This window comes from Paenibacillus ottowii (genome assembly GCF_006874425.1).
In the GTDB taxonomy this organism is placed as follows: domain Bacteria; phylum Bacillota; class Bacilli; order Paenibacillales; family Paenibacillaceae; genus Paenibacillus; species Paenibacillus ottowii.
In genome coordinates, this window is record NZ_VIJZ01000009.1 from 43695 (window position 1) to 67449 (window position 23755).

Consider the following 23755-nt stretch of genomic DNA (forward strand, 5'->3'; position numbering starts at 1 on the left):
GTATGTATGCTGACAAGTCTTGATGCCGGGGCACCAAGACTTGCACGCTTACAAACTTTGCTGTTATTCGGGCTTCATTGATGCCATAACCTGAGGTTATTTCACTTTTAGGCTTGCTTCATCAAATTGGAACTGAACCGTATACCAGTGATCATAGGGTACTCCGCCAAGGACCAAACCAGGCACAATGACGTGTGTGTGAGCACTGATTTTCCGAGACAAGTCCCCTGCCTCAAATTGAACGATACGTGTATCGCCGGATGTCGAAATCACTTCCACATCTTTTAGCGTACCGTTCTGCTCCACCTGTAGAGTTGGCATCCAAAAGCTATTTTTCAAAGTGACTTGGATGTAGCGTTTGTCTCCCTTTTCGATCAATGTGGCCGGCTTAACGAGATAACCATCCATAACGGACGCCTCATTCGTTTTGTCTTTAAATACGTTGTAATTGATCGTGTATCGCTTCTCGGAAGCCGCTTGAACCGGCTGTTCAACTGCTGGTTTGGCTTCAGCTACGGATGTGGTCGGTTCCACTGCTTTATCCGTAGAAGCTGCTGTCGGTTCAGTAGTAGTTGCGGTAGTTGCTGCGTTAACTCCCTCACCTTTGAGCGATGCACGGTCAAATTGAATCTGTCCGCCAAATTTCTCATTAAAAATGTATTTCTCGGGCAGATATACCTGTGTGTACACACTTAACTTTTTGTCCAGATCAGGCACTTCGAAGGCCATTGTGTGAGTATCACCTTTGACGTCGGAAGCCACAATCGTCGGATTGGTATAGCGGCCTTCAAAATCCGTTTGGAATAAATTCAAAGCCTGATTGTTCGTTACGGTTACATAGGCTTGGACCTTACCATTTTTCACAATCAGCTTGGCCAGGCTTTGTACAAACGGTGCCACCAAAGAATCCTTGTCCGTTCCGTTCGCAAGCACGCGGAAGTTCGCAGTGTACTCGCCATCGGCTAAGTTATTTTTCACCTGTTCTACTCTGTCTGCTTTGGTTTCGTTGTGATAAGATACATTACTGGTATCGAATTTAATTTCAAAATCGTATACTTTTTCTACTCGATCCTCCGCCTTGAAAACCATCGGAGTACTACTTGCCACTTTAGGAGCTTCATAGACAACCAGTTGACCTTTTACGTTATTCTTAAAGTCACTTACGCCAAAACGGACGTCCTTCGTATTACTTGCCGCATCTTCCCGGGTCACTTCTGCATCCTGGTAACCTCCACTTGCGTTATCCCAAATGCGCAGCGCCTTAACTTCATTGCTGTTTTGCAGCTTGAGACCAACAAACCGTTTGTCGCCTTCCACGACCAATTGCGCTGGTTCATTGGTGATGAAGCGTTGAGCCGGAGATTCAGATCCTGTAACACCGTCTGGCAGCACAATGCTGAATTTCAATGCATATTTACCATTGGCAAGCTTGTCAAAATCCAATTTAACCATAGGATCAGCGGCCCCTGAAGAGGTAGGCTCAACAAAGCCGCGAATGGTAGCAGGCTCGAACTGGAATTGCACATCATATACGTGATCATATGGGGTGCCACCCAAATCCAATCCAGGTACGATGACATGCGTATTCACTGTAACTTTATCTGAAAGATTAGGCACTTCAAATTGTACTGTTCTTGTGTCTGCAGAGGTGGACTGTTCAACCACCTGAGCTTCAGAACCATTTACTTTAAACGTTTTAATCCAGCTGCTTTTATCCATTTTAATTTGAATGATATTTTTCCCAGACTGTTTTAACAGTGTGGCTGGCTTTTGCATATATCCATCCATCACAGATAGTTCATTGCTTCCATTTTTGAGTACGGTGAAATCAATGCTGTATCTGCCGTTTTCAACTGGAGTCGTTGTTCCGTTATCCGAACCTTTAGCTGTAATGCTGCTGCGATCAAATTGAAGACGAAGCTTATGATCCATCTCATAAACCCCACCTGGATAGGTCGTGCTCACATGAACCTGTGCATTCAGAATAGCGTCCAAATCCGCCACCTTGAATTTCACAACACGTGTATTCGCATTCTTATCCTCACTAACGATATCTGCATCTGTCAACGTTCCGTTTTGTTCTGTTTTGAACTCGGTCACGGTGGTGCTGTCTTTAATCGTAAAGGAAGCTTCATACTTGCCCTTCGATACCGTCAGCGTGGCTGGGGACAATAAGTATTGTGCCATGGCCGATTTTTGGTCTTTAGTTGCGTGGAGCGCGTTAAAATGGATCGAGTACGTTCCATCCGCTATACCCTTCCCGGGCGTCCCTGGTGTACCTGGCGTCCCAGGATCAACCGGGGTTGTAGCCGTTCCCAATTGGAGATCGACATTATATGTTTCCACATAGCCCAGCTCAGGCCAGTCGATGCTTACCCATGCATTCAGCTTGGCAGGCACTTCCTTAACCTCAAATTCGATGACACGTGTATTCGCAGCTTGGTCTTCGCTTACTACAGTCGTGTTGGTCAAAACTCCATTTTGTTCAACCTTAAATCCGTCAATTTGTTTACTGTTTTTCAAGGTAAAACGAACATACTTCTTGCCATTACGTTCAATCAAGGTGCCTGGTTTCTCCGTATACCCATCCATCATGGAGTTTTCATTCGTTCCATCCTTCAAAAGCGTGAAGTCCAGATTGGATCTTGTTTCTGGAGACGTTCCATTTTCTGTGATACTATTTTTATCGAACTGAAGACGAAGCTTATGATCCATCTCATAAACCCCACCTGGATAGGTGGTGCTTACATGAACCTGTGCATTCAAAACAGCGTCCAAATCGGCTACCTTAAATTTCACAATACGCGTATTGGCTGTCTTGTCCACACTTACAATATCTGCATCCGTCAATGTTCCGTTTTGTTCTGTTTTAAATTCTGTTACGGTGGTGCTGTCTTTAATCGTAAATGAAACTTCTTTCTGTCCCTTCACTACCGTCAAAGTCGCTGGAGACAACAAATATTGTGCCATAGCTGATGGCTGATCTTTTGTGGCATGCAACGCGTTAAAGTTGATCGAGTACGTTCCATCCGCCAAAGTGGTTGGTACAGGTACAGAAGCCAACTGCAGATCTACATTATAAGTATGCACGTAGCCTAGCTCAGGCCAGTTGATGCTCACCCATGCGTTCAGCTTGGCAGGCAGTTCTTTTACCTCAAACTCGATAACTCGTGTATTCGCATTCTGATCTTCACTTACAATAGAGGTGTCGCTTAACACTCCATTTTGCTCTACCTTGAAGCCATCAATTTGTTTACTATTCTTTAATGTTAACCGGGCATATTGCTTACCTCCACGCTCAATTAGTGAGCCTGGTTTTTCTGTATACCCATCCATCATAGACTTTTCATCTGTTCCGTCTTTCAGGAGGGTAAAGTCCAAGTCAGCTAATTTTTCTCCTGTGCTAGGAGGCGTTACCGGCGGTGTCACTGGTGGAATCGTTGGATTCTCCGTTGAATTTTTAAGTCGCAAACTGGAAGGATCAAACTCAATCCATTCCTTCACTGAACGGTCTGGATCGGTGTCTACATACCATGGAGAACTGCTGTTAAACCCAAACTCCGTATTTACGTCTTGATGAAAATCATAAACATCGAAGCTCACACTTCCCGAAGCTTTACCGGAATCTACTTCTATTTTGGCGGGAACCGTTTCCCCGTTTTGTTCTACTACAAATTTCGAAAGTCCTTGAGCCTCCGCAAATTTAAATGAAAAATGGTATTTTCCATCTTTAATGATCAGGTCTCCAGGATAGGTATAGTTTGTTTTAAAACTCGAATCCTTGGTGATTCCGCTGACTGTCTTTCGTAAAGGCTTATAATCAATCAGGTATTCTCCATCTGCATAAGTCGCTTTAGTTGTAGTTATAGCTTGGGTAGGCTCAACATATGGACTTGGCAGTTCTACCGGATACTGATAAGTAGCATACGTAGCACTAGTCACTGTAGTGCTTGAATCAGGCAAATTCGACGAAGTGGGTTCATCCTCGGATGTTGCTCCTGCGTATGGTGAAATTAAAGAAAACAACATTAGAATAGCAGCGAATGTCGAAATATATTTGTTAAATCGGCTCTTCAAGGTGATGTATCCCCCTACTTAAAATATACTCATTTGGAGCTTTGAAACTAAGCTCCAAATGAGTATTCAATTCAAAATCATATTTTCGAAGACAAACTCTTAGATATCGCTATCATCGAATTGAAACTGAACGACATAGTCGTGATCGTAAGGAATACCACCAGTGTGTTCTTTAGGCACGCTTACATGCAGTTTGACATTCAATTTTTGAGCTGGGCTAGTTACAGGAAATTCAACTATTCTTGTATCCCCGGAGGTGCTGACCACAGTCGCATTCACATACTGGCCGTTTTGTTGAGTTTTGAATTCAGTAACCCAAGCACTTTTGGTAATCGCTACTCGCACTTTGAATTGACCATTTGTAACAATCAGTGTGGCTGGTTTTTTCACATAACCATTCGTATCCATGTAAGAAGGCTCCGTAGTTCCATCTTTATACACGGTGTAAGGCAATTGATATGTTCCATTAGGCAAAGCCGCATTCGCTTGATTAGCCGAGAATGGGGCTAGTACCACAAAAATAAGCGCAGCCATCAATACAGTGAGCATTACTTTTTTCAGAGACAATTTCCTCATACCATTCATAACCATGTTCATGTTTTCCATCTCCTTTTACGTATAATTTTGAATTAGATTTCGTCGAATTGCAGTTGTACATCGTACTTGCCTGTGTATCCAATCACTGGGATGGTGATTTCCGCGTAAGCATTTACTTTTGCATTCAGGTCAGCTACTTCGAATTCCACTACACGAGTGTTGTTCGCCGTATTGGTGCTTACCACAGTCGCATCTTGCAGTACGCCGTTTTGCTCCACTTTGAAGGCTGTAATCAGATTGCTGCTTTTTACAGTCAGACGAACGACATTTTTGCCATTGGCTACCGTAACCTGCGCAGGCTTTGTCAGATAGCTATCCAATCGAGAAGTTTCATTGGTTTGATCCAAAAAATTGCTCAGAGCGATTCATTACCATATTCATATCTACACACTCTCCTCCATTATTTATGCTTGAATTTATGTTGATTTTATGAATGATAAAGAAGCTTCAATTTACTTTTTAGAGGATTTGGCTGATTTAGCTGACTGAACGGCTGCAACTTTTTTGATGCTTTTGGAATCAAAAGCGAAGCGGATCGTATAATCATGATCGTAATTGTATGCAGGGACAGTAACATGAATTTTAGAGATCAACGGGCTGTTGACACTCGAAATTGGAAATTGTACGGTGCGAGTATCGGTTTTGGCATCCTTATGGATGACCTTTGTATCGATGATTTTACCTTTGTAATCCACTTTAAACCCGGTTGTCCATTCGCTATGATTCAGCTTAATTTGCATGGTCATTTGCCCTTTTTTCACATACAACTTAGCTGGTTTCTCAAAATAATCGTTAGCCATGGATACCGAATCATTTTCTGCCTTAAGAATATTGTATTTGAGCGTGTATGTACCATCCGCCAATGTTGGAGAAGCCGCAGCGGCTCCTACAGATGACGAAGTCGGCCAAAAGCTCAGCACACTCACCAGCAGAAACACAGCTATTATTGCAGAATACCCCTTCTTCATTTTGACAGCAGTCCCTCCCCACGAGTATAACTAATTGATTATCATTCTCAATAAATAAATTAAAAAAATAGCTCTTTTCGAGCTTTCTCCCCCACCTTTCTATTCCAGAATTTCGCAAAATTAAGCAAACCCATCACCAATATATCTTACACTTTTCGAAAATGTCAATATGTATTTGTGTATGCGGAATCCCTTGATATATGCTATTTTTTAAGAAAAATTTGTAGTTCCTTCTTCTATAATTCGAGTGAATCTCATTTGTTTTTGATTCAAAATTTATTTAAAAATTTTCTATTTTCAATTGACAATCGTCAGTGATATTCATTATCATTCTCTTAACTATAAATGAAAATGATTATCATTATTGTTTAACTTGAAATTGCAGGAGGAATAACATGAAATCTTACGTGTTGTGGTCGTCCGCAGCGCTTTTATTGGTAGTTACCGGATGCAGTCATGGAACTTCGACCACAGATCACAAACCAGCCAGTCCTTCCGTATCTGCCACTTCAAATACGACAAGCGGCGCGACGATTCAAATTACTGATTTTTCAAAACGGACATTATCGTTTCAAAAAGTCCCTCAGCATATCGTTGCGCTCAGCAATGGCGATCTGGACATTATTTACGCATTGGGCGGGACCGCCGTGGGCAGGCCCAACTCCAATGGACCTTCCGTCGTACCCGCTGCTGAAAACGTTCAGCAAATAGGCTCCACTCATGAAGTGGATCTGGAGAAAATTACGATGCTCAAGCCGGATGTGGTGTTAGGCAGTTATCCTATGAATGAAAAAGACATTCCAGCCATTGAAGGAGTCGGTTCACAGCTGTTGCTGACTGGTGCCAATTCAGTTCAGGATATCCAGTCACAAATTACGCTGTTCGGACAATTACTACAAAAGCAGGCTCAGGCTGCAAAGCTGAACCAGCAAATTGACCAACAAGTAGCCAAGCTGCAACAGGAAACCGCTTCTGCCTCCAAACCGAAGGTGTTGCTGGTCTACGGAGCTCCGGCTACGTACATGGCAGCGCTGCCGAATTCTCTGGGTGGAAACATTCTGGAAGTCGCAGGTGGCTCCAACATTGCCGCTGATTTTCCGAGCCTGCAAAATTTCCCGCAATATGCACAGTTGAACACAGAACGCATCCTACAGGCTAACCCTGATTACATCTTCATCATGACTCACGGAAATACGGAAGAGGTTAAAGCCGCATTTATAAAAGAAATGCAGGAAAATGCAGCTTGGAACGGAATCCGGGCAGTCCAAAACAATCAGGTCGAGGTTTTACCTTCAGACTTGTTCGGGACGAATCCAGGGACACGGGTCACTAAGGCGCTGGATCTGATGCACCAAAAGCTGTATCCGGCGAAATAGGCGATGGTAATGAACAAACTACAGCGCACTCGAAGACGCACCATCGCCTGGATTACCCTTCCGATCTTGCTACTAGTCGTCTCTATGTACGGACTGGCTTACGGTTCGGTATCGATTCCACTTCAAGAAATCAATCAGATTTTGTTACATAACGATGAATCCACCTATCGTACGATTCTAATGAATCTTCGACTTCCTAGAGTACTGGTAGGTTTACTGGTAGGAGCTTGCCTGGCGGCTTCTGGAGCACTTCTGCAAGGCGTCATGAAAAATCCACTGGCTGACCCAGGCATTATTGGTGTATCGGCTGGAGGTGGACTTGCTGCCGTCATTACGATGGTGATGCTTCCACAGCTAAGTTACCTTCTTCCAGTAAGCGCCTTTTTGGGAGCCTTTTTGAGCGCAATCGTCATTTACCTGCTGGCTTGGGACCGCGGGGCTTCCCCAGTCAAAATTGTGCTGGCTGGCGTTGCGATCAACGCGCTGCTGGGCGCGCTCACCAACGGGGTGATGGTCATGTACAGTGACCGCGTGCAGGCCGTACTTCCATGGCTATCCGGCGGGCTAAATGGACGAAGCTGGCATCATCTGGAGTTCATGGCTCCTTACGCTATCATTGGCTTAATCGCCTCTTTATTTGCGATTAAGCCTGCGAATTTGCTGCTGCTGGGCGACGATTCAGCACAGCTACTGGGCCAGCGGGTAGAGCTTCAACGGATGCTGATTATCTTGCTCTCTGCCCTGCTCGCCGGCACGGCGGTCAGTGTAGCCGGGCTGATCGGGTTCGTAGGACTGGTCATTCCGCATATCATAAGGCTGCTGATTGGGGAAGATTATCGTTTCCTCTTGCCCCTTTCCATTGTGGGCGGTGGGACACTGGTTGTCCTGGCGGATACAGTCGCACGTTCTTGGTTTGATCCGGTTGAATTGCCTGTCGGGATTTTGCTAGCCGTCATTGGGGCACCGTTCTTCTTAATCCTGCTCAAGAAACGGGGGAATTTCGGATGACAGCCATTCAGGGTGAGCATCTCTCCTTACAACGCGGATACTTCCAGCTGGACGATGTGAACATTACCTTGCCTGCCGGCCAACTAACTGCCATTGTCGGTCCCAACGGCTCAGGCAAATCTACGCTTTTGCGGATTTTGACCCGGCTGCTCAAGCAAGATCAAGGCGAGGTTTCTGTATTGGGCAAGCCTGTGGAAAAATACAAACGGCGGGATTTGGCCCAGACGATTACCATGCTGCCGCAAATGAAGGATATGCTGCCGTTATTAACGGTTCGCGAGCTGGTCGCTTATGGAAGATCCCCTCATGCCAAGGGCTTGAGGACACGCCCTACCAGACAAGACCAGCAAATTGTCGATCATGTCATGGAAATCACAAGCATCATGCCCTACGCAGATCGGATGTTCCATACTCTATCGGGAGGTGAACAACAAAAAGCACGAATTGCTATGGCTCTGGCCCAACAAACGGATATTCTTTTGCTCGATGAACCGACCACTTTTCTGGATATCACCCACCAATTTGAAGTTATGGATATGCTGCGGCGTATCAATCACGAGTCCGGCTTGACGATTGTTATGGTACTGCATGATTTGCAGCAAGCTGCGGCCTATTGTCATCATATGATTGCGCTTAAAAGGGGACGAATCGCCATTGCTGGCGAACCCCGCCAGATTTTGACGTCTGCTTTTCTTCGCGACATTTATGAAATGAACGCTACCATCAAATTTGAGGGTGGCTATCCGGTTATTATACCGACCATACCACATCATTCAGGAGGAATTTAATATGGTTATCGTAACAAATACTTCTAAAATCACACCGGGCAATGCCCACCTGCTCATCGAAAGATTTAACAAAGAAGGACAAGTTGAAAAGATGGAAGGATTCCTCGGTCTGGAGGTACTGCTGACGGAAAACACGAAGGATTATGAGGAAGTAACGATTAGCACACGCTGGAAGGAAAAAGAGAACTTTCAAGGCTGGACAAAAAGCGAAGCCTTCCGCGAATCTCACAACCACCGCCAAATTCCAGACTATATTATTGAAAATAAAATCACGTTCTATGAGGTCAAAATCGTTCGTCACCCCATCGCTAACCATGATCCCTCTTTGGCGAGTGAAATCGAAGCCGTTTAATTCCGGACGGTAGTCTAGAATTAAAAAACGCGGCTCGCAGGCAAATAATTGTCCGCGAGCCGCGTTTTTATATACCTTGTTTATTGAACTCCTCAGATTCTAGTTGAGCTTCGGCGTCCAATTTTCAGCGTCTCTCCGTGTCCCAGTACATGGATACGTTCCTTAGCAATCCCCAAGCGCTCACGCTCGGCTTCGAGTCGATCCAGCGCCTCTCTCGGCGTATCGTCCGCCAGCTTAAAGGCTCCATAATGCATCGGGATCATCTGATCTGCGCCACAGTCCACAAACCCCTGCAACGCCTCCTCCGGTGTCACATGCTGTGAGGTCATGAACCATTCCGGTTCATACGCGCCAATCGGCATAAAGGTCAGATCAATGGCAAAGCGCTCGCCAATCTCCTTAAACCCACGGAAATATCCGGTGTCTCCCACAAAATACAACGTAGGTGCCTCCGCTGAATCAGATCCGGCATGAGCATCCGCCACTGCAACAGACGTGGCAGAGCCGGTCACCTGCTGTTCACTTTGCAGAACGTATCCGCCCCAATGCGAAGTATTGGTATCAAACGGCGTACGCCGCGTCCAGTGCTGGGCCGGAACAAATGTAATCCGCACCCCGCCTACCGTAAAATGCTCCCACCATTGTAGCTCATGGCAGTTGCGAAAGCCTTTGCGGATCATTTTCGACTTTAACCCCTTAGGTACGAGCATTAATGTATCTGCGCGATATAACTTCCGCAACGATGCTAAATGTAAATGATCATAATGCGAATGTGATAGCAGAATGATATCCAGCGGCGGTACATCCTGAATGCGAATGCCGGGCGGAGCCAACCTTTTATCAAAAGCCATACGCTCTGCCCACACCGGATCGGTGACCATATTCAGTCCAAGGTACTGAATGAAAAAGGTCGAATGGCCCACCCAGGTCGCCGTCGCCATTTCCCGATTATGATGCAAAAACTCCAGCTCCGGGGGATGGTTTGGCACAACGAACGTATAATCCTTTATTTTGCTGCGTCGCTCCTGCCGCCATTGTCTGAATTGCTTGATGGTTTTATCGGTATTTACATGATCCATATTGGTAAAACGCACTTTGGGCATGGTGCAACCCCCTCCCTGACAGACCCGTTCTCCAAAAGCGCAACGGTTCAATTTAACTATATATTGTCACTTGAATGTGAACATGAAATGATCCAACATTCTGATATATGTAAAGTATAATTCAATCACATCTGTAAAGGAAATTCTGCGATAATACAGCAAAAACAGACCTCCTGAAATCGATCGGGAAGGCCTGTTTCGCATGTTATTGTCAGTCCTGTGGATTTTTAAAGCGTGCCGAATAAATAAACAAAAACACAATCGCCACCACGATAATGATCGGCGACTCATACATGATTGTAAAATGCTCAAATGCTACCACTCTAACTCACCCTTTCTTTCCTGCTTGTCCTCGTACATACTTCGCATCGAACAGGAACAATCTCAATATCAGAAGCAGCGAAGGAACCAGCACCAGCAGACCCGCGACAAACGCTGTAATCAATGCATACGCCATCGTAGAGTTTGTAAAGCTGGCATATACATTAATGTAGGGATACAAAACATACGGAAGATGTGAGCGGCCATAGCCATACCAGGCAAATGCAAACTGCAGCATCACCAATATAAAGGAAATTCCCAAATGACGCCGCTGCCATACCAGATAAACTGCCCCCACAAAGCATATGAAGGAGGCGATAAACATCCAGGCCATGCTCAGCATATTGGCAAAATGATCCGGATTTTGTTTGTTAATCTGAAAAAATGCGAACAAACTCGCCAAAATCGTAGGAGCGCTCCAGAGCATTGCGTACCCTCGTACGATTTCGAAAGCGACCTTGTCCCCTGCCCTTTTGGCATAAAAGCACAAAAACATCGCCGATATATACAATACACTCACCAGCGCCAGAATAATAACCGCCCACGTGTAAGGGTTGCTTAATAGATGACCCCATAGCAGATGAACACCCGTGCTGTTCTCAACAATAATGCCGCCTTCCGAAATGGCGAGGACCGTCGACAGTGCTGCGGGAATCAGCAATCCTGTCGCACCGTACAAAGCCATGTAGACGATATTATTTTTACCCGAATGCCCATAAGTATTGTAAGCATAATATACTCCCCGGATCGCGAGCAGCACGATCGCAATACTACCGGGAATGAGCAACGCTGTCCCATAATAATAAGCCGCATCCGGGAAAAAACCGTTCAGCCCCACCACAAAAAAGATAAGAAATACGTTCGTGACCTCCCATACTGGAGACAGATACCGCTGAATGATATTGTGGATTTTGTTTTGGTGGCCTGTCAGCACACTGTAAAAGCTGAAAAAGCCTGCACCAAAATCAATAGATGCCACCAGCAAGTATCCGAACAGGAAGGTCCACAAAATGGCGATCCCTACAATTTCATAGCTCACTTGCCATCAGCCCCTTCCAGGCCCAGCTGTCTGATCTCTTCCACGGCATCCTTATTACGGAATAGCTTGCTGAGTACCTTGATGGCCGAGAAACACAGCACCAGATACAAAATAACAAACAACACCAGCATCCACCCAACACTTGTCGAAGTGGTTGCTGCTTCGGACACCTTCATATATCCGCGTAAAATCCACGGCTGTCTGCCGACCTCCGCAAACATCCAGCCCAGCTCAATAGCTACCATCGCCATCGGTCCGACCAGAACGAGCGCTAACAGCAGCCATTTGGGGTAGGGTTTACGACCTGGCAACCGCTTGCGGATCAGATACAGCAGTGGGATGACGAGAATCAGCACTCCTGTAGTGATCTTGAGGTCAAACATATAATGAATAGACAGCGGCGGACGCTCCTCCACTGGATAGTCATTTAATCCCTTAACCTCCGTACTAGGCAAATTACCAGCCAACACACTAAGTGCATAAGGCACTTTCAGGGCATATTTGATTTCACCGTTTTTATCCATAAAGCCGCCATATACAAAGGGGGCGTGCGTCATCGTATCAAAATGCCATTCGGCGGCAGCCAGCTTCTCCGGCTGATATTTGGCCAAAAACTTACCGGATGCGTCTCCAATCATCACAGTACTGATGGCAAACACAATGGTACAGGTAGCCGTCAGTTTCAGCGCCTTTTTAAAATAAGGGTGATTACGCCCCCGCAGCATGCTGTAAGCAGCCAGCCCCATCAGCACCCCGGCGCTCAATGTATACGAGGAGGCCAGTACATGAGACACTTTGGTCGGCGTGGCCGGATTTAGCATAGCCTCGATGGGATGAATATTGGTCATGACTCCATTTTTGAGTGTGAAACCTTGAGGTTGGTTCATGAACGAGTTCACCGTCGTTATAAAAACCGCTGATGCAGACGAGGCAATCGCTACCGGGATGAGCAGCATTAAGTGAAAATATTTACTTTTAAACCGATCCCAAGTATACAAGTACATGCCTAGGAATATAGCTTCGATGAAAAAAGCAAACGTCTCTAAAAACAGGGGCAGCGCAATCGCTTGTCCGGCCACCCGCATAAAGGTAGGCCAGAGCAAGCTGAGCTGCAGACCAATGGAGGTGCCTGTCACGACACCCACGGCAACAGTAATGACGAATCCCCGCGCCCACCGCCGGGCCAGTAGTGTATAGTGCGGATCACCGGTTCGCAGCCCGCGCCATTCAGCAAGTGCAATCATTAAGGGTATGCCAACGCCGATGGATGCAAATACGATATGTACAAACAGGGTAACTCCGGTCAGTATCCGGCTTAGTAATACAGGGTCCAGTGAAGACAAATCGGTTTCACTCCTTCATTCCACATTTTTAATAGGGAAAACTTCGAAATCACTCTTGATTACCAGCTAGGGAGTCAAGCGAGCTATGCTTTTAATTACGGCATATAGCATGATGGCCGCAATTACGATACATACAATAATGAGCGTTCTTTCCTGCTTGCGGAACATAGCAACGCCTCCTTCCCTTATCTTTTGGCGCATTTTGGTAACCTATTTACAGTTTGGTTCATTCAGCCGGTTTTTAACCCTGCTTATGTATCGAATGTAGCAGTATTTCTTGCTAGATATTGTCTTATGCATGACAATACGTTATATTGATAATAGTTAGATAACCTAATTATATGAAAAGAGTGAACTTATGTCGTCAAAGCAACGTAAGCGGGACACCGTCCAGCAGTCTCTGCCTCGTCTGGGAACAGAACCTTATCTGGAGCTAATGGATCAAACTGCCCTTGCAGAAACGGATCGCCAACTTGCCCGTATTGGTCTCTTCTTGTTATGGACCGGTGATAATACGCTCGACGCAATAGATTTGGATCTAGCTGCTTACGGCCTGACAGAGAGTAAGCTAGATTTATTGTTGCTGTTGACACTGCACCAATCTCAGGCCCAGATGAGCCCTTCAATGATTGCCGACCGTCTGGGAATTCGTCGTGCATCTGTGACATCTCTCCTGGATTGGACAGAGCAACGAGGCTGGATTATCAGAGAACATAATTCTTCAGATCGACGCAAAATTCATGTGCGCATTACAGAAGCGGGTTCTCATCTTGTACAGCAGGTGCTTCCTGTATTTTGGTCTTCCTGTGCTTCCCTAGCGAGTATTTTGGAGCCCGAGGAGCAGATCGTTTTTTTGCGAATTATAGAAAAAATCCATCATCATATGGAAGATAAACTGGGGGTGGGAAGATAAATTTTTTTAAGCATATAATTAGGTTATCTAATATACTTAATTGTGTATATTTTTATAAATTAATATTTGAAGATGAAGGAGTGTTCCATTGATGAGTCAATTACGAACAAATAATAACGTTACACAGAAGGAAAATGTTGCTCTCCCTTATACATGGATGATTGTAATCCTATGCTGGTCAGCGGTTGCTGTGATGTCCAGCCTGTATGTGACGATCCCCTTGGTCCCTCTCTTTGCTAAAGTATTTGGAAAACCACTAGCTGAAGCAGCTCTGCCGGGAAGTATCTTTTCCTTGGGCTTTGCAGCGGGATGTCTTATTTATGGAGGATTATCTGATCGCTTTGGACGCAAGCAGGTTATCGTTGCCGGACTCCTCGCATTGACGATCCTGTCGTTATCTCTCGGCTTAACCCATCAGTATTCGGTATTAGTTGCGCTGCGCTTGCTTCAGGGTTTGGCGGCAGCCACCTTTTCCCCCGTTGCTCTCGCATACGCCGTAGATATGTTTCCGACTGAAAAACGGATAACGGCTATCGGCTTTATCAGCACTGGTTTTCTTGTGGCGGGTATTGCTGGACAGGTATTTAGTATTGCTATCAGCGAACAAATTGGATGGAATATGGTATTTCAGATGCTAGGTATGGTGTACGCGATCACCTTCCTGATCGTTCTTTTTTTCCTGCCTAAAGCTCCCTCCCCGCAACGAGGGGTCCGCATTTGGGCAGCCTTCGGCCAGTTGGGGACTGTTCTGCGTTCGTATCCTTTATGGCTAAGTTACACGATCGCTTTTGTTCTTCTGATGTCCTTTGTGAGCATGTATACAGTTTTAGGAAGCTACCTTGGCAATCCCGAATTTGGCCTGAATAGCAGACAGATGCTTTACGTCAGATCCGCTGGTATCATCGGCATGCTGCTCTCCCCACTCGCTGGACAACTGGCACTGAAATTCAGTGTGCATTTCATATTGCGTACAGCTCTTCTTCTTTCCATCCTCAGCTTGGCGCTGATGGGAATGACCCACTCTCTAACAGCTATCGTGGTATTAAGTGTATGTTTTGTCAGCGGCATTGCCCTGAGTGTCCCTTCACTTATTACAATAGTTGGCCAGCTCGGCGGTGCAGCAAGGGCCATAGCCGTCTCACTGTATACCTTCATTCTGTTTGCCGGTACGAGTCTAGCACCTATGCTTTCCATTCGTTTGATGGGCAATAGCGGCAATCAGATGACTACATTTATGCTGCTGGCGGCTGTTCTGTCTGTGGGACTTATCGCCTCCCTGCTCATTCGCCGCCGTCAGAACGATCCGCTGAAGCGGGAAGCATAATACAACATCAAACTAAAACCGAACGCTATGCTTGTACAGCACCATTCCGCCTACTTTGTTTTCGTGTTCATTTTTCGAGTTTGGCTTATAGAGCACCCGGTTTTTATTCAAAAAAACTTCTATTTAGCAGGCATACCCATCTAAATCATGTGATATATGTCATTGTATTTTATTCATAAATGAAAACTCTCTCTTTGGAGACATACGCAGAATGAGGTACAATACAGATAAGCTATATATGATATATGGAGAATTTTTGAACAGGAGGCTGTACCGAGCTATGAAGATAACATCTATCGAGCCGACTCCCAGTCCAAATACCATGATGCTGCATCTGGATGAGCGACTGGAAGCAGGTATCCGCAGAACATATACACGGGACAATGAGCGTTCCGCTCCCCCATTTATCCGGCGTATGCTGGCGATTGAGGGGGTCAAAAGCGTGTTTCACACGACCGATTTTGTAGCCCTTGATCGTAAAGGAAATGCCGATTGGTCTACTATTCTGGGCCAGGTACGGGATCAGCTAGGCGAGGAAGGTGCTGACGCGAATTGGGATTTACCAGAGGAAAGCTCGGGGGAAGCGTTTGGCGAAGCACAGGTTTTTGTCCAATTTTTCCGCGGTCTTCCCATGCAAATTCGAGTTAAGGCAGGACAGCAGGAGGAACGAATTTCCCTATCCGACCGCTTCGTGCAAGCCGTTACCCGCGTGGCAAGTGCAACTCTGATCAAGGAACGCAAGCTGAGCGATTACGGCGTCCGCTACGGTGAGCTGCCGGATATTGCCCGCGAGGTTGAGCAGGAATTAGAGGCAGCCTTTCCGCAGGAACGGCTGGAACAAATTATCCAGCAGGCGATTGCCCACGGCGCGGACAACAGCGAATTCGTGGAGGAACGCCGCGAGTGGAGCGATGCCGAACTGAAGCAGGCCCTCCAACACGAGGACTGGCGCACACGCTATGCTGCGCTGGATCGGCTGGAGCCGACGCCTGAGCATTTGCCTCTGATCCGGCAAGCGCTGCATGACGACAAAATGCAACTGCGTAGGCTGGGAGTTGTCTATCTGGGCGATATTCGTACACCGGAGGCGATGGAATTGCTGTTCGAGGCGCTGCGCGATCCTTCAGCGGCAGTACGCCGCACCGCTGGCGACACGTTGTCAGACATTGGTGATCCCGCCGCTACCAACGCTATGATCGGAGCCTTATCCGACAGTAGCAAGCTGGTTCGCTGGCGTGCAGCCCGTTTTCTATACGAGGTTGGAACCGAGGATGCGCGTGATGCACTGGAGAAGGCTGTCGATGACCCTGAATTTGAGGTCAGTTTGCAAGCTAAAATGGCGCTGGAGCGCATCGAATCAGGCGAACAAGCCGCAGGTACGGTGTGGCAGCAAATGGCCAAGCGTAACTCCTGATTTAAGATTCAATAAATGGATTCCAAAAAATTGTCGATTGTCAGAAAGTGTACAGGTACGATATACTATAGTTCACTATACAATATAATATCATGTCATACACCTCATCAACCTGTTTTATGATGAGGTAGAGGTCGCGGATGTAATCAGTACACTGGAGGAGACGACAAGAGCCGTCTGAGATTCCAGTAGAAAGGTACACCCGCCGAAGTATGCGGAGCCGACTCTTTGTAAATACTCCGTATGCTGGGGCTGCTAACCGAAAGGAGCAGAACTGTCACGCGATGTCCTAACACAAACACGCGTGTTGAGCTATCTTGTTATAGAAGAAGGTATGGTGCGGAATGCATAGACAAGACCGCAGGCGTATTCCCTGTGGTCTTTTGATTTATATACTCCCCCTCCTTCTGGCTCTTGCCCTGACATGAAATACAATTTCATGAAGGAGTGTTTGAACGTGCAACACAAAGCAACACCTGATGCAACCTTGCGGAAAAGTCTCAAAGCCCGTCATATGACGATGATCGCCCTCGGCGGCTCGATCGGAACAGGGCTGTTCCTCGCCAGTGGAGGCGCAGTCGCCGAAGCTGGCCCCGGTGGTGCCCTGCTGGCTTATGCAGCCGTTGGCCTCATGGTCTACTTCTTAATGACCAGCCTGGGTGAGCTGGCAACGTTTATGCCTGAATCCGGCTCTTTTAATACTTATGCAGGTCGCTTCGTTGACCCAGCTTTTGGTTTTGCCATGGGCTGGAACTTCTGGTACAACTGGGCAGTAACGATTGCTGCCGAATTGGCAGCAGCGACCGTGCTAATCAAATACTGGTTCCCGGAAAGCCACTCTGCCTGGTGGAGTCTGTTATTCTTGGCCATAATTTTCTTGCTGAATGCGTTGACGGTCAAAGGCTACGGCGAGTCCGAATACTGGTTCGCCATGATTAAAATTGTGACTGTAATCATCTTTTTGACCGTAGGGGTGCTGATGATTTTCGGCATCTTGGGTGGTCCTGCGATTGGCTTCGCCAACTTCACCGTAGGAGATGCCCCATTCCATGGCGGATTCTTTGCTGTATTGGGTGTATTCATGGCTGCGGGCTTTTCCTTCCAAGGAACGGAGCTGATTGGGGTAGCCGCTGGCGAGAGTGAAAATCCGCGCGAAAATGTGCCAAGTGCCATCCGTCAAATCTTTTGGCGCATCTTGTTCTTTTATATTTTCGCAATTCTTGTTATTGGTTTGATCATTCCATATACGAGTCCGAATTTGCTGCGGGGAGATATCAGTGATATCGGAGTCAGCCCGTTCACGCTCGTATTTGAAAAAGCGGGGCTTGCCATTGCTGCCTCTGTCATGAACGCTGTTATTTTGACTTCCGTATTGTCAGCAGGCAACTCGGGTATGTATGCAGCGACTCGGGTATTGTACGCTTTGGCGCGGGAAGGTAAAGCCCCACGTTTCCTTGGGCGTATCAATCGACGCGGCATTCCTATGAATGCACTTCTGATTACGACTGCTGTTGGTATGCTGGCTTTTCTCGCCTCCCTGTACGGAGACGGTGTAGTCTATAACTGGCTGCTCAATGCCTCTGGAATGTGCGGATTTATTACGTGGGTCGGTATTGCCGTCAGCCATTATCGTTTTCGCCGTGCCTTTACTGCACAGGGCCATAGTCTGAGTGAGCTTCCCTACAAAGCCCGCTGGTTCCCGTTTGGACCGTTGTTTGCCTTTGCTCTATGTATCATTGTCATTATCGGGCAAGGTACGGATGCCTTTACCGGACAGGAGATTGACTGGAAAACGATGATCGCTACGTATATGAGTGTGCCGCTGTTCCTTCTGCTGTGGCTCGGCTACAAATGGATCAAACGCACTAAAATCGTTCCATTAAAAGAATGTGATTTGAATTCTAATGCACCCTCGGATAAATAATAGAAAACTGTGAAAAAGCCCGTCTCCACATATCAGGGAAACACGCTGGTACACCCGGTGACAAGACCGTTATCCGCATGTTCCTCTGTATATGCCCGGAGACGGGCTTTTTCTGTTTATTTGGAAGAGGCAGCTACTGAAGCTGACAAAGACATAGATAAGGCACGACGACTAAAAATACCGTATATCACGGCAATCAGCGTCAACACTGCTGAAAACAAGTATAGATTAACGATACCCAGATGATCTGCAATCCAGCCCATTAAAAGCAGCGAAATACAAAACGTCAGGCTTGTCAGCGTAGCTTGGGCCGACAGCACCTTGGGCAAATCATGTACGGACACACTCATTTGCATCATCGTGCGGCGGGATACGACCGACATTTCCGCAGGTAGTCCCATCAACAACACGATAAGCAGTGTTAGTGGCGGTAATGTGTTCAGTGCGTACCAAGCTGTCAGCAGCCCGTAGCCTGCCATCCCTACCAGCATAGCGGGCAGCAGTCTGCGCTGCAAATGCTTGACGCAAGCAAGGACTACGATGCCGCCGCCAATCGCCCCTGCAAAATACGCGGCATTGATGTATCCCCACCATGCCTCGCTCTTGTGCAAGACCTGCTGAGCGAAGGCAAGCGTGAACGCGCCTACCCAAACTGAGCCTCCTAGCAGGTCAATCATATCCATGAAAATAAGAGCCTTCAGTCTGCGGCTGACTCCAATAAGACTCCAGCCCTCACGCAGTATTTCTTTTTTACGTTTAGGAGGCACCGCCGGGCTCTCTGATTCCGGGGCATACAGCTTATCTTCCAACTGCGCAGGAGGCAAGTCATGCTGCCCTTGTCCCGACTCGGTTACAGCCTCAGCAGCCAAGGCATCTCCATTTTGCACCCTTGTTCCTGGATGAAGCAAATAATGGACTTTGCCCTCTAGGGGATCTCGAATCAAGCTGGTGAAGATCAGCGCTATCATATACAGACCGCCAGCCACCAGCAATGTTTTTTCCGAGCCCAGCATAGCTACGAGTACACCACTAAGCCCCCACCCCGCTAGTTGCACTGTCTGATCGCTGACCGATACCAGACTGTTGGCCCGCATGAGTCCTTCCCCGGAAGCAAGGCGGGGAATCAGTGCATTGCGCGCAGGGGTGGTCCAGCCGTCCAGAAAGGACATGGCAGTCACCAACGCAAACACAATTACCCATATGGGCTCTGTGCCTGCTGACCACAAGTGGCCCAGCAAAATGGCGAAGAAAGCCAGTTGTCCGAACTGAGAAACGAATAAAATAAATGGAAGCTGGAATCGGGCCAAAATGAGCGGGGCCAAAAAGCCGCTGATCATCTGTGCCCCCATTCGCAGCAACGGAACGAGCACCGAAGAAAAGATCGAATCTGTCTCATGAAAAACCAAAGACACAAGTGCCATAATGTACAGAATGTCGGCCGCATTGGACATCGTCTGCGTGCCAAGCAAATAGGTAAAGGAACGCTTGTGCATATAAGTTAGAATACTCCTTTGTTAATGTAGCTTTTTTACAGCAAAATCATTAGGTCCATTTTAGAGTTACTCGAAGATTGCCGGTACTTCCGAGATCCGTAATCTGATAGGAAATGGATTTCAAGCCAAGTTGATATAAGGACTGTAAATCCTCCTTAAGACTCCGCTCTGTTCCTTGATAGCCAAAGGTGAGGGACGTTCCTCCCTTATTTATCATTTTATGAACCTGTTCCTTGATATCAGCGGATGATTTGACCAGCCCTTTGCCGTCTTGCAAAGGATATTCCAGGTTATTGTACAGTTTTTGATATACGGCGGTCTTGGATCCTCCAGCGGCTATCAATGCTGATAAGGTTTCGCGATACGATGTGTTCGCCTGAGGGTATGGTTTAACCCATGAGTGATCCCGTCGCATTTCTGAATCAGTCAGCAGATAATAGGAAGTGCTAACCTCGTTCGCACGATCAGGAGTCGGGTCATCCCATGTCGTATCCATGTGATACCATCGGCCATCTAATAAAACAAGATTCCATGCATGTAGCTGCCCTCCTGCTCTACCCTCCACAATCCGATTCGTAATGCCTGCTCGTTCGAGCATTTTATAGGCCAACAGTGAATAACCCTGGCAGACCGTGCTTCCCGTTTTCAAACCATCGTAAGCTGTATACTTTTGCTGGGCTTCATCATACTTCAGGCGTACGACGATCCAGTCATGAATGGCCTTCACTTTCTCGTGATCTGTCATTCCCTTGGTAATGATATCCCCCAGCACAGCTTGCACGGTGCTATCCACATATGCCGTCTGTTCCTTCGTCTCCCGGTAGCTTAAACGAATCGTAACCTGGGCGGAGGTGGTTGTGCCGGTATAGCTGAATGCGTAGCTTTTGATCGTATAATTCACATACGGATCGCTCTCCATAGCCTGTTGGATGGCGGTCTGTAACTGCTGCTTGAGACCGTTCACTCGCCCCTGATATGTAAAGGTCAGCGTTTCACTCCGCGTAGCCATTGCCTGTAAAAGCTTGTTCTGAAGCTGTTGCGAGGATACAGAGGGAGCCGGTTTGACCGACGCCGCATACACATCGTTGCCCCACTCCACAGCCTGCGGCAGCAACACAGCCAGCGCCGCACCTGCAACCAGACATTTTACAAGCCTAACCCCGATTTTTCTGTTCATACAGAGCGTTCCTGCCCTTCTTAGCATAGTTGTAAACAGCTCTATCTTACCATAAAAACAGGTGCCCCAAACGCTCTAGTTTTGTCGGTTATAGACGAGTAAGCTTGCAGTTCAAGGCAGGTTGTGACACTTTACTCTGTTATATAACAGAGACGGATAACCATCAACATGTCGTTCGTAGAGAAATTTATCACAGCAATCAAGTCATGCTCATGATATGGTACTGGCATCGGAAGTAAATGATATTGATTCTCATTCTAGATCAGAAAGGCTGAGCACCATGCCAGAATGTATTTCACTCCTTCGTACGCCGTTAGGTCAAACTGTGCGTTTGCAATCTCTTGCGCCACTTCATCCCTCATTACGCCGCCGCTTAACAGACATGGGCATCAACGAGGGCTCTATTATACGCTTAAAAAAGATCAGTTTATTGGGCGGCCCGATTGTTATTGAATGCAACGGCCAACTGGTCGGCCTCCGTCAAAATCAGGTGAAGCAACTGGAGGTCGTTCCGACATGGACATGATCGCTCTTTTCGGCAATCCCAATACAGGGAAAACCTCATTATTCAACAAGCTGACCCGTACGTATGCAGAGGTAGGCAACTGGTCCGGCGTCACTGTGGAAAAGAAAACAGGAATTTTGCGTGACAAATCTGCCGTATTGGTGGATTTGCCGGGTACCTACTCATTACTCCCTCTGTCGCTGGATGAAGGTGTCGCAACCCGTTATTTGCTGGAGGAACCGCCTGCGGCGCTGATTAACATCGTAGATGCCTCCCAGCTCCAGCGCAATCTTTATCTGACTGTACAACTATTGGAATACGGCCGGCCGCTTGTACTCGGCTTAAACATGACTGATGTAGCGGATGCTACCGGTCTTCGGATAAACAAGGAACTGTTGGCTGATCAATTGAACGTCCCCATAATTCCAATGGTCGCACGTACAGGTAGCGGAAGTAAGCAAATGCTCGCTTCCCTTCGAGAGGTCAGACATACATCCAATGCTTTTCAACTGGATTACGGTCCTGCCGTCGAAGCTGCTATAGCGGATATTTGCAGCTTGCTGCCGAATACATCTGTGCCTCAGCTCCGGTGGGCTGCACTGCAATGTCTGGAAAACAATCCGGTCGTCATGGATTGGATAACGAATGAGAAACAGCGCCAACAAGTAACTGCACGCATCCAGCACTGCGAGGAAGAGCTTCTTAGAGAGGGTCATGCCAGCACCCCTGCTCAGTATATTCGCTCTGTACGAACAGCATGGATTGCTGAGCTGTGCTCCAAAGCAATTGACACCTCCAAACTCAGACCTCACAGCCTGACAGATAAGCTGGATGCACTGCTTACTCATCGGTATTTGGGCATTCCGATCTTCTTGCTGCTGATGTACGCTACCTTTAAGTTCACCTTTGATTGGGCGGGTACAATTCTTTCAGATATGCTGGATGAATTTTTTTCAGGGACACTCAGCAGCTGGATTTCTGAATTACTCGTTCACTTGAATGCCTCCGCTTTTACGCAAAGTCTAGTCGTGGACGGCATCGTAGCTGGGGTCGGAGGGGTGCTTGTTTTTCTGCCTCAAATTGCTATTTTATTTCTGATTATCTCGGTAATCGAAGATTCCGGGTATATGGCACGGGTCACAATCCTCATGGACCGCTTGATGCAAGCTGTGGGCTTGAACGGGAAAAGCTTCATTCCCTTCATCATCGGATTTGGTTGTAATGTTCCGGCAATTATGGCGGCACGTACGATTGAACAACCAAGAGAGCGCCTTATTACAACGTTGCTGGTACCCTTTATGTCATGCTCGGCCCGCTTACCGGTGTATGCGTTGTTTGCAGGTGTGTTTTTCCCATCACATGCAGCAAGCATTATCATGCTGATGTATGTGTTAGGGATCACCGTATCGCTCATACTTGCCAAAATATTTTCCAAAGTATCTATTTTATCAGGTGAGCCTTCCCTCTTTATCGTGGAGCTCCCTCCCTATCGGGTGCCGCAGGCTCTTACATTATTTCGCAGCACCTGGGAGAAGGTCAAAGGCTTCGTCCGCAAAGCCGGAACGATTATTCTTGCAGGCTCCGTTGGCATCTGGCTCTTGTCCAATTTCGGAACACAGGGTTTCGGCGTAGAAATGGATGACAGCCTGCTCGCTACGATTGGAGGATGGTTTGCGCCCCTATTGGCTCCTCTTGGTTTTGGCACCTGGCAAGCAGGCGCATCTCTGCTCACAGGCTTTATGGCCAAAGAGGTTATCGTATCAACCATGAATATCATTTACCACGTTCCCGATATGCAGGGATTGGAGCTGCAAGTCAGTCATGCTTTTACACCGCTTGCCTCCTTTAGCTTTATGGTATTCATTCTGTTGTATGTGCCGTGTCTGGCTACGGTAGCGGTTATTCGCAAAGAGACACTCTCCTGGCGCTGGACCGCCTTTTCTGTGTTCTATCCTTTGACCGTTGCCTATATCATCGCCGTCTTGATCTATCAGTGTGGCAGATTATTAGGTTGGGGTTAAGTCAGACCCTAA

The 23755-nt window shown here is 47.1% G+C and carries 20 protein-coding genes and 1 riboswitch; of the genes, 10 read left to right on the top strand and 10 right to left on the bottom strand.

Going from position 1 to position 23755, the window contains the following annotated elements; translation table 11 throughout:
• Positions 1-96: 96 nt before the first annotated feature.
• The 4 genes from FKV70_RS19780 to isdC all read right to left on the bottom strand — a co-directional run bounded on the left by FKV70_RS19780 (position 97) and on the right by isdC (position 5642).
• Positions 97-4077: an NEAT domain-containing protein gene (locus FKV70_RS19780; protein WP_142613947.1), complete on the bottom strand. Its 3981-nt coding sequence runs from the start codon at positions 4075-4077 to the stop codon at positions 97-99.
• Positions 4078-4176: 99 nt separating this feature from the next.
• Complete coding sequence (locus FKV70_RS19785; RefSeq protein WP_142613948.1) at positions 4177-4674, bottom strand: NEAT domain-containing protein; 498 nt, start codon at positions 4672-4674, stop codon at positions 4177-4179.
• A gap of 32 nt (positions 4675-4706) precedes the next feature.
• Positions 4707-5021 carry an NEAT domain-containing protein gene (locus FKV70_RS19790; protein WP_244310790.1) on the bottom strand — a complete coding sequence of 105 codons (315 nt, stop codon included), beginning with the start codon at positions 5019-5021 and terminating at the stop codon, positions 4707-4709.
• A gap of 105 nt (positions 5022-5126) precedes the next feature.
• Entirely contained in the window at positions 5127-5642 is a 516-nt protein-coding gene (isdC, locus tag FKV70_RS19795) for a heme uptake protein IsdC (protein WP_063212849.1), read from the bottom strand.
• 395 nt (positions 5643-6037) lie between these two features.
• Between isdC and FKV70_RS19800 the strand changes: the two genes are divergently transcribed.
• The 4 genes from FKV70_RS19800 to isdG are packed head-to-tail and all read left to right on the top strand — an operon-like array spanning position 6038 to position 9166.
• The gene (locus FKV70_RS19800; RefSeq protein WP_142613949.1) at positions 6038-7018 is read left to right on the top strand and encodes an ABC transporter substrate-binding protein; all 981 of its coding nucleotides are present in this window, start codon (positions 6038-6040) and stop codon (positions 7016-7018) included.
• 9 nt (positions 7019-7027) lie between these two features.
• A complete protein-coding gene (locus tag FKV70_RS19805; protein WP_208738428.1) occupies positions 7028-8026 on the top strand; it encodes a FecCD family ABC transporter permease in 999 nt (332 codons plus the stop codon).
• A complete protein-coding gene (locus FKV70_RS19810; RefSeq protein ID WP_063212852.1) occupies positions 8023-8814 on the top strand; it encodes an ABC transporter ATP-binding protein in 792 nt (263 codons plus the stop codon). Before FKV70_RS19805 ends, FKV70_RS19810 begins: the two co-directional genes overlap by 4 nt.
• A 1-nt stretch (position 8815) precedes the next feature.
• Entirely contained in the window at positions 8816-9166 is a 351-nt protein-coding gene (gene isdG / locus FKV70_RS19815; RefSeq protein WP_142613951.1) for a heme oxygenase, read from the top strand.
• Positions 9167-9258: 92 nt separating this feature from the next.
• Here the strand turns inward: isdG and FKV70_RS19820 are convergent, their stop codons facing one another.
• From FKV70_RS19820 to FKV70_RS19830, 4 genes are all read right to left on the bottom strand, one after another.
• Positions 9259-10269, bottom strand: a complete 1011-nt coding sequence (locus FKV70_RS19820; RefSeq protein WP_142613952.1) for an MBL fold metallo-hydrolase — start codon at positions 10267-10269, stop codon at positions 9259-9261.
• Between the two features lie 211 nt (positions 10270-10480).
• Entirely contained in the window at positions 10481-10591 is a 111-nt protein-coding gene (cydS, locus tag FKV70_RS27140) for a cytochrome bd oxidase small subunit CydS family protein (protein ID WP_014278118.1), read from the bottom strand.
• Between the two features lie 6 nt (positions 10592-10597).
• Positions 10598-11629, bottom strand: a complete 1032-nt coding sequence (locus FKV70_RS19825) for a cytochrome d ubiquinol oxidase subunit II (RefSeq protein WP_063212855.1) — start codon at positions 11627-11629, stop codon at positions 10598-10600.
• Positions 11626-12972 carry a cytochrome ubiquinol oxidase subunit I gene (locus FKV70_RS19830; protein ID WP_063212856.1) on the bottom strand — a complete coding sequence of 449 codons (1347 nt, stop codon included), beginning with the start codon at positions 12970-12972 and terminating at the stop codon, positions 11626-11628. The genes FKV70_RS19825 and FKV70_RS19830 overlap by 4 nt, the downstream gene beginning before the upstream one ends.
• A 358-nt stretch (positions 12973-13330) precedes the next feature.
• On the opposite strand from FKV70_RS19830, the gene FKV70_RS19835 reads away from it, so the two are divergent.
• The 4 genes from FKV70_RS19835 (at position 13331) to FKV70_RS19850 (ending at position 18547) form a co-directional block, all read left to right on the top strand.
• Positions 13331-13885 (top strand): MarR family winged helix-turn-helix transcriptional regulator, encoded by a 555-nt coding sequence (locus FKV70_RS19835; RefSeq protein ID WP_063212857.1) that lies wholly within the window; start codon positions 13331-13333, stop codon positions 13883-13885.
• 91 nt (positions 13886-13976) lie between these two features.
• Entirely contained in the window at positions 13977-15209 is a 1233-nt protein-coding gene (locus FKV70_RS19840; RefSeq protein ID WP_142613953.1) for an MFS transporter, read from the top strand.
• Positions 15210-15489: 280 nt separating this feature from the next.
• The gene (locus tag FKV70_RS19845) at positions 15490-16623 is read left to right on the top strand and encodes a virulence factor (RefSeq protein ID WP_064797222.1); all 1134 of its coding nucleotides are present in this window, start codon (positions 15490-15492) and stop codon (positions 16621-16623) included.
• A 120-nt stretch (positions 16624-16743) separates the two neighbouring features.
• Positions 16744-16946: riboswitch (Lysine riboswitch) on the top strand.
• Positions 16947-17080: 134 nt separating this feature from the next.
• Complete coding sequence (locus tag FKV70_RS19850; protein ID WP_142613954.1) at positions 17081-18547, top strand: amino acid permease; 1467 nt, start codon at positions 17081-17083, stop codon at positions 18545-18547.
• A gap of 116 nt (positions 18548-18663) precedes the next feature.
• On the opposite strand, the gene FKV70_RS19855 is transcribed toward FKV70_RS19850, so the two are convergent.
• Both FKV70_RS19855 and FKV70_RS19860 read right to left on the bottom strand, forming a co-directional pair.
• Positions 18664-20040, bottom strand: coding sequence for an MFS transporter (locus tag FKV70_RS19855; RefSeq protein WP_142613955.1), 1377 nt, complete (start codon positions 20038-20040; stop codon positions 18664-18666).
• Between the two features lie 49 nt (positions 20041-20089).
• Positions 20090-21217 carry a transglutaminase domain-containing protein gene (locus FKV70_RS19860; RefSeq protein WP_064797225.1) on the bottom strand — a complete coding sequence of 376 codons (1128 nt, stop codon included), beginning with the start codon at positions 21215-21217 and terminating at the stop codon, positions 20090-20092.
• A 280-nt stretch (positions 21218-21497) separates the two neighbouring features.
• On the opposite strand from FKV70_RS19860, the gene FKV70_RS19865 reads away from it, so the two are divergent.
• Together FKV70_RS19865 and feoB are read left to right on the top strand one after the other, a co-directional pair.
• A complete protein-coding gene (locus tag FKV70_RS19865) occupies positions 21498-21743 on the top strand; it encodes a FeoA family protein (RefSeq protein ID WP_016820309.1) in 246 nt (81 codons plus the stop codon).
• The gene (gene feoB / locus FKV70_RS19870; protein WP_142613956.1) at positions 21734-23743 is read left to right on the top strand and encodes a ferrous iron transport protein B; all 2010 of its coding nucleotides are present in this window, start codon (positions 21734-21736) and stop codon (positions 23741-23743) included. The genes FKV70_RS19865 and feoB overlap by 10 nt, the downstream gene beginning before the upstream one ends.
• Positions 23744-23755 lie beyond the last annotated feature (12 nt).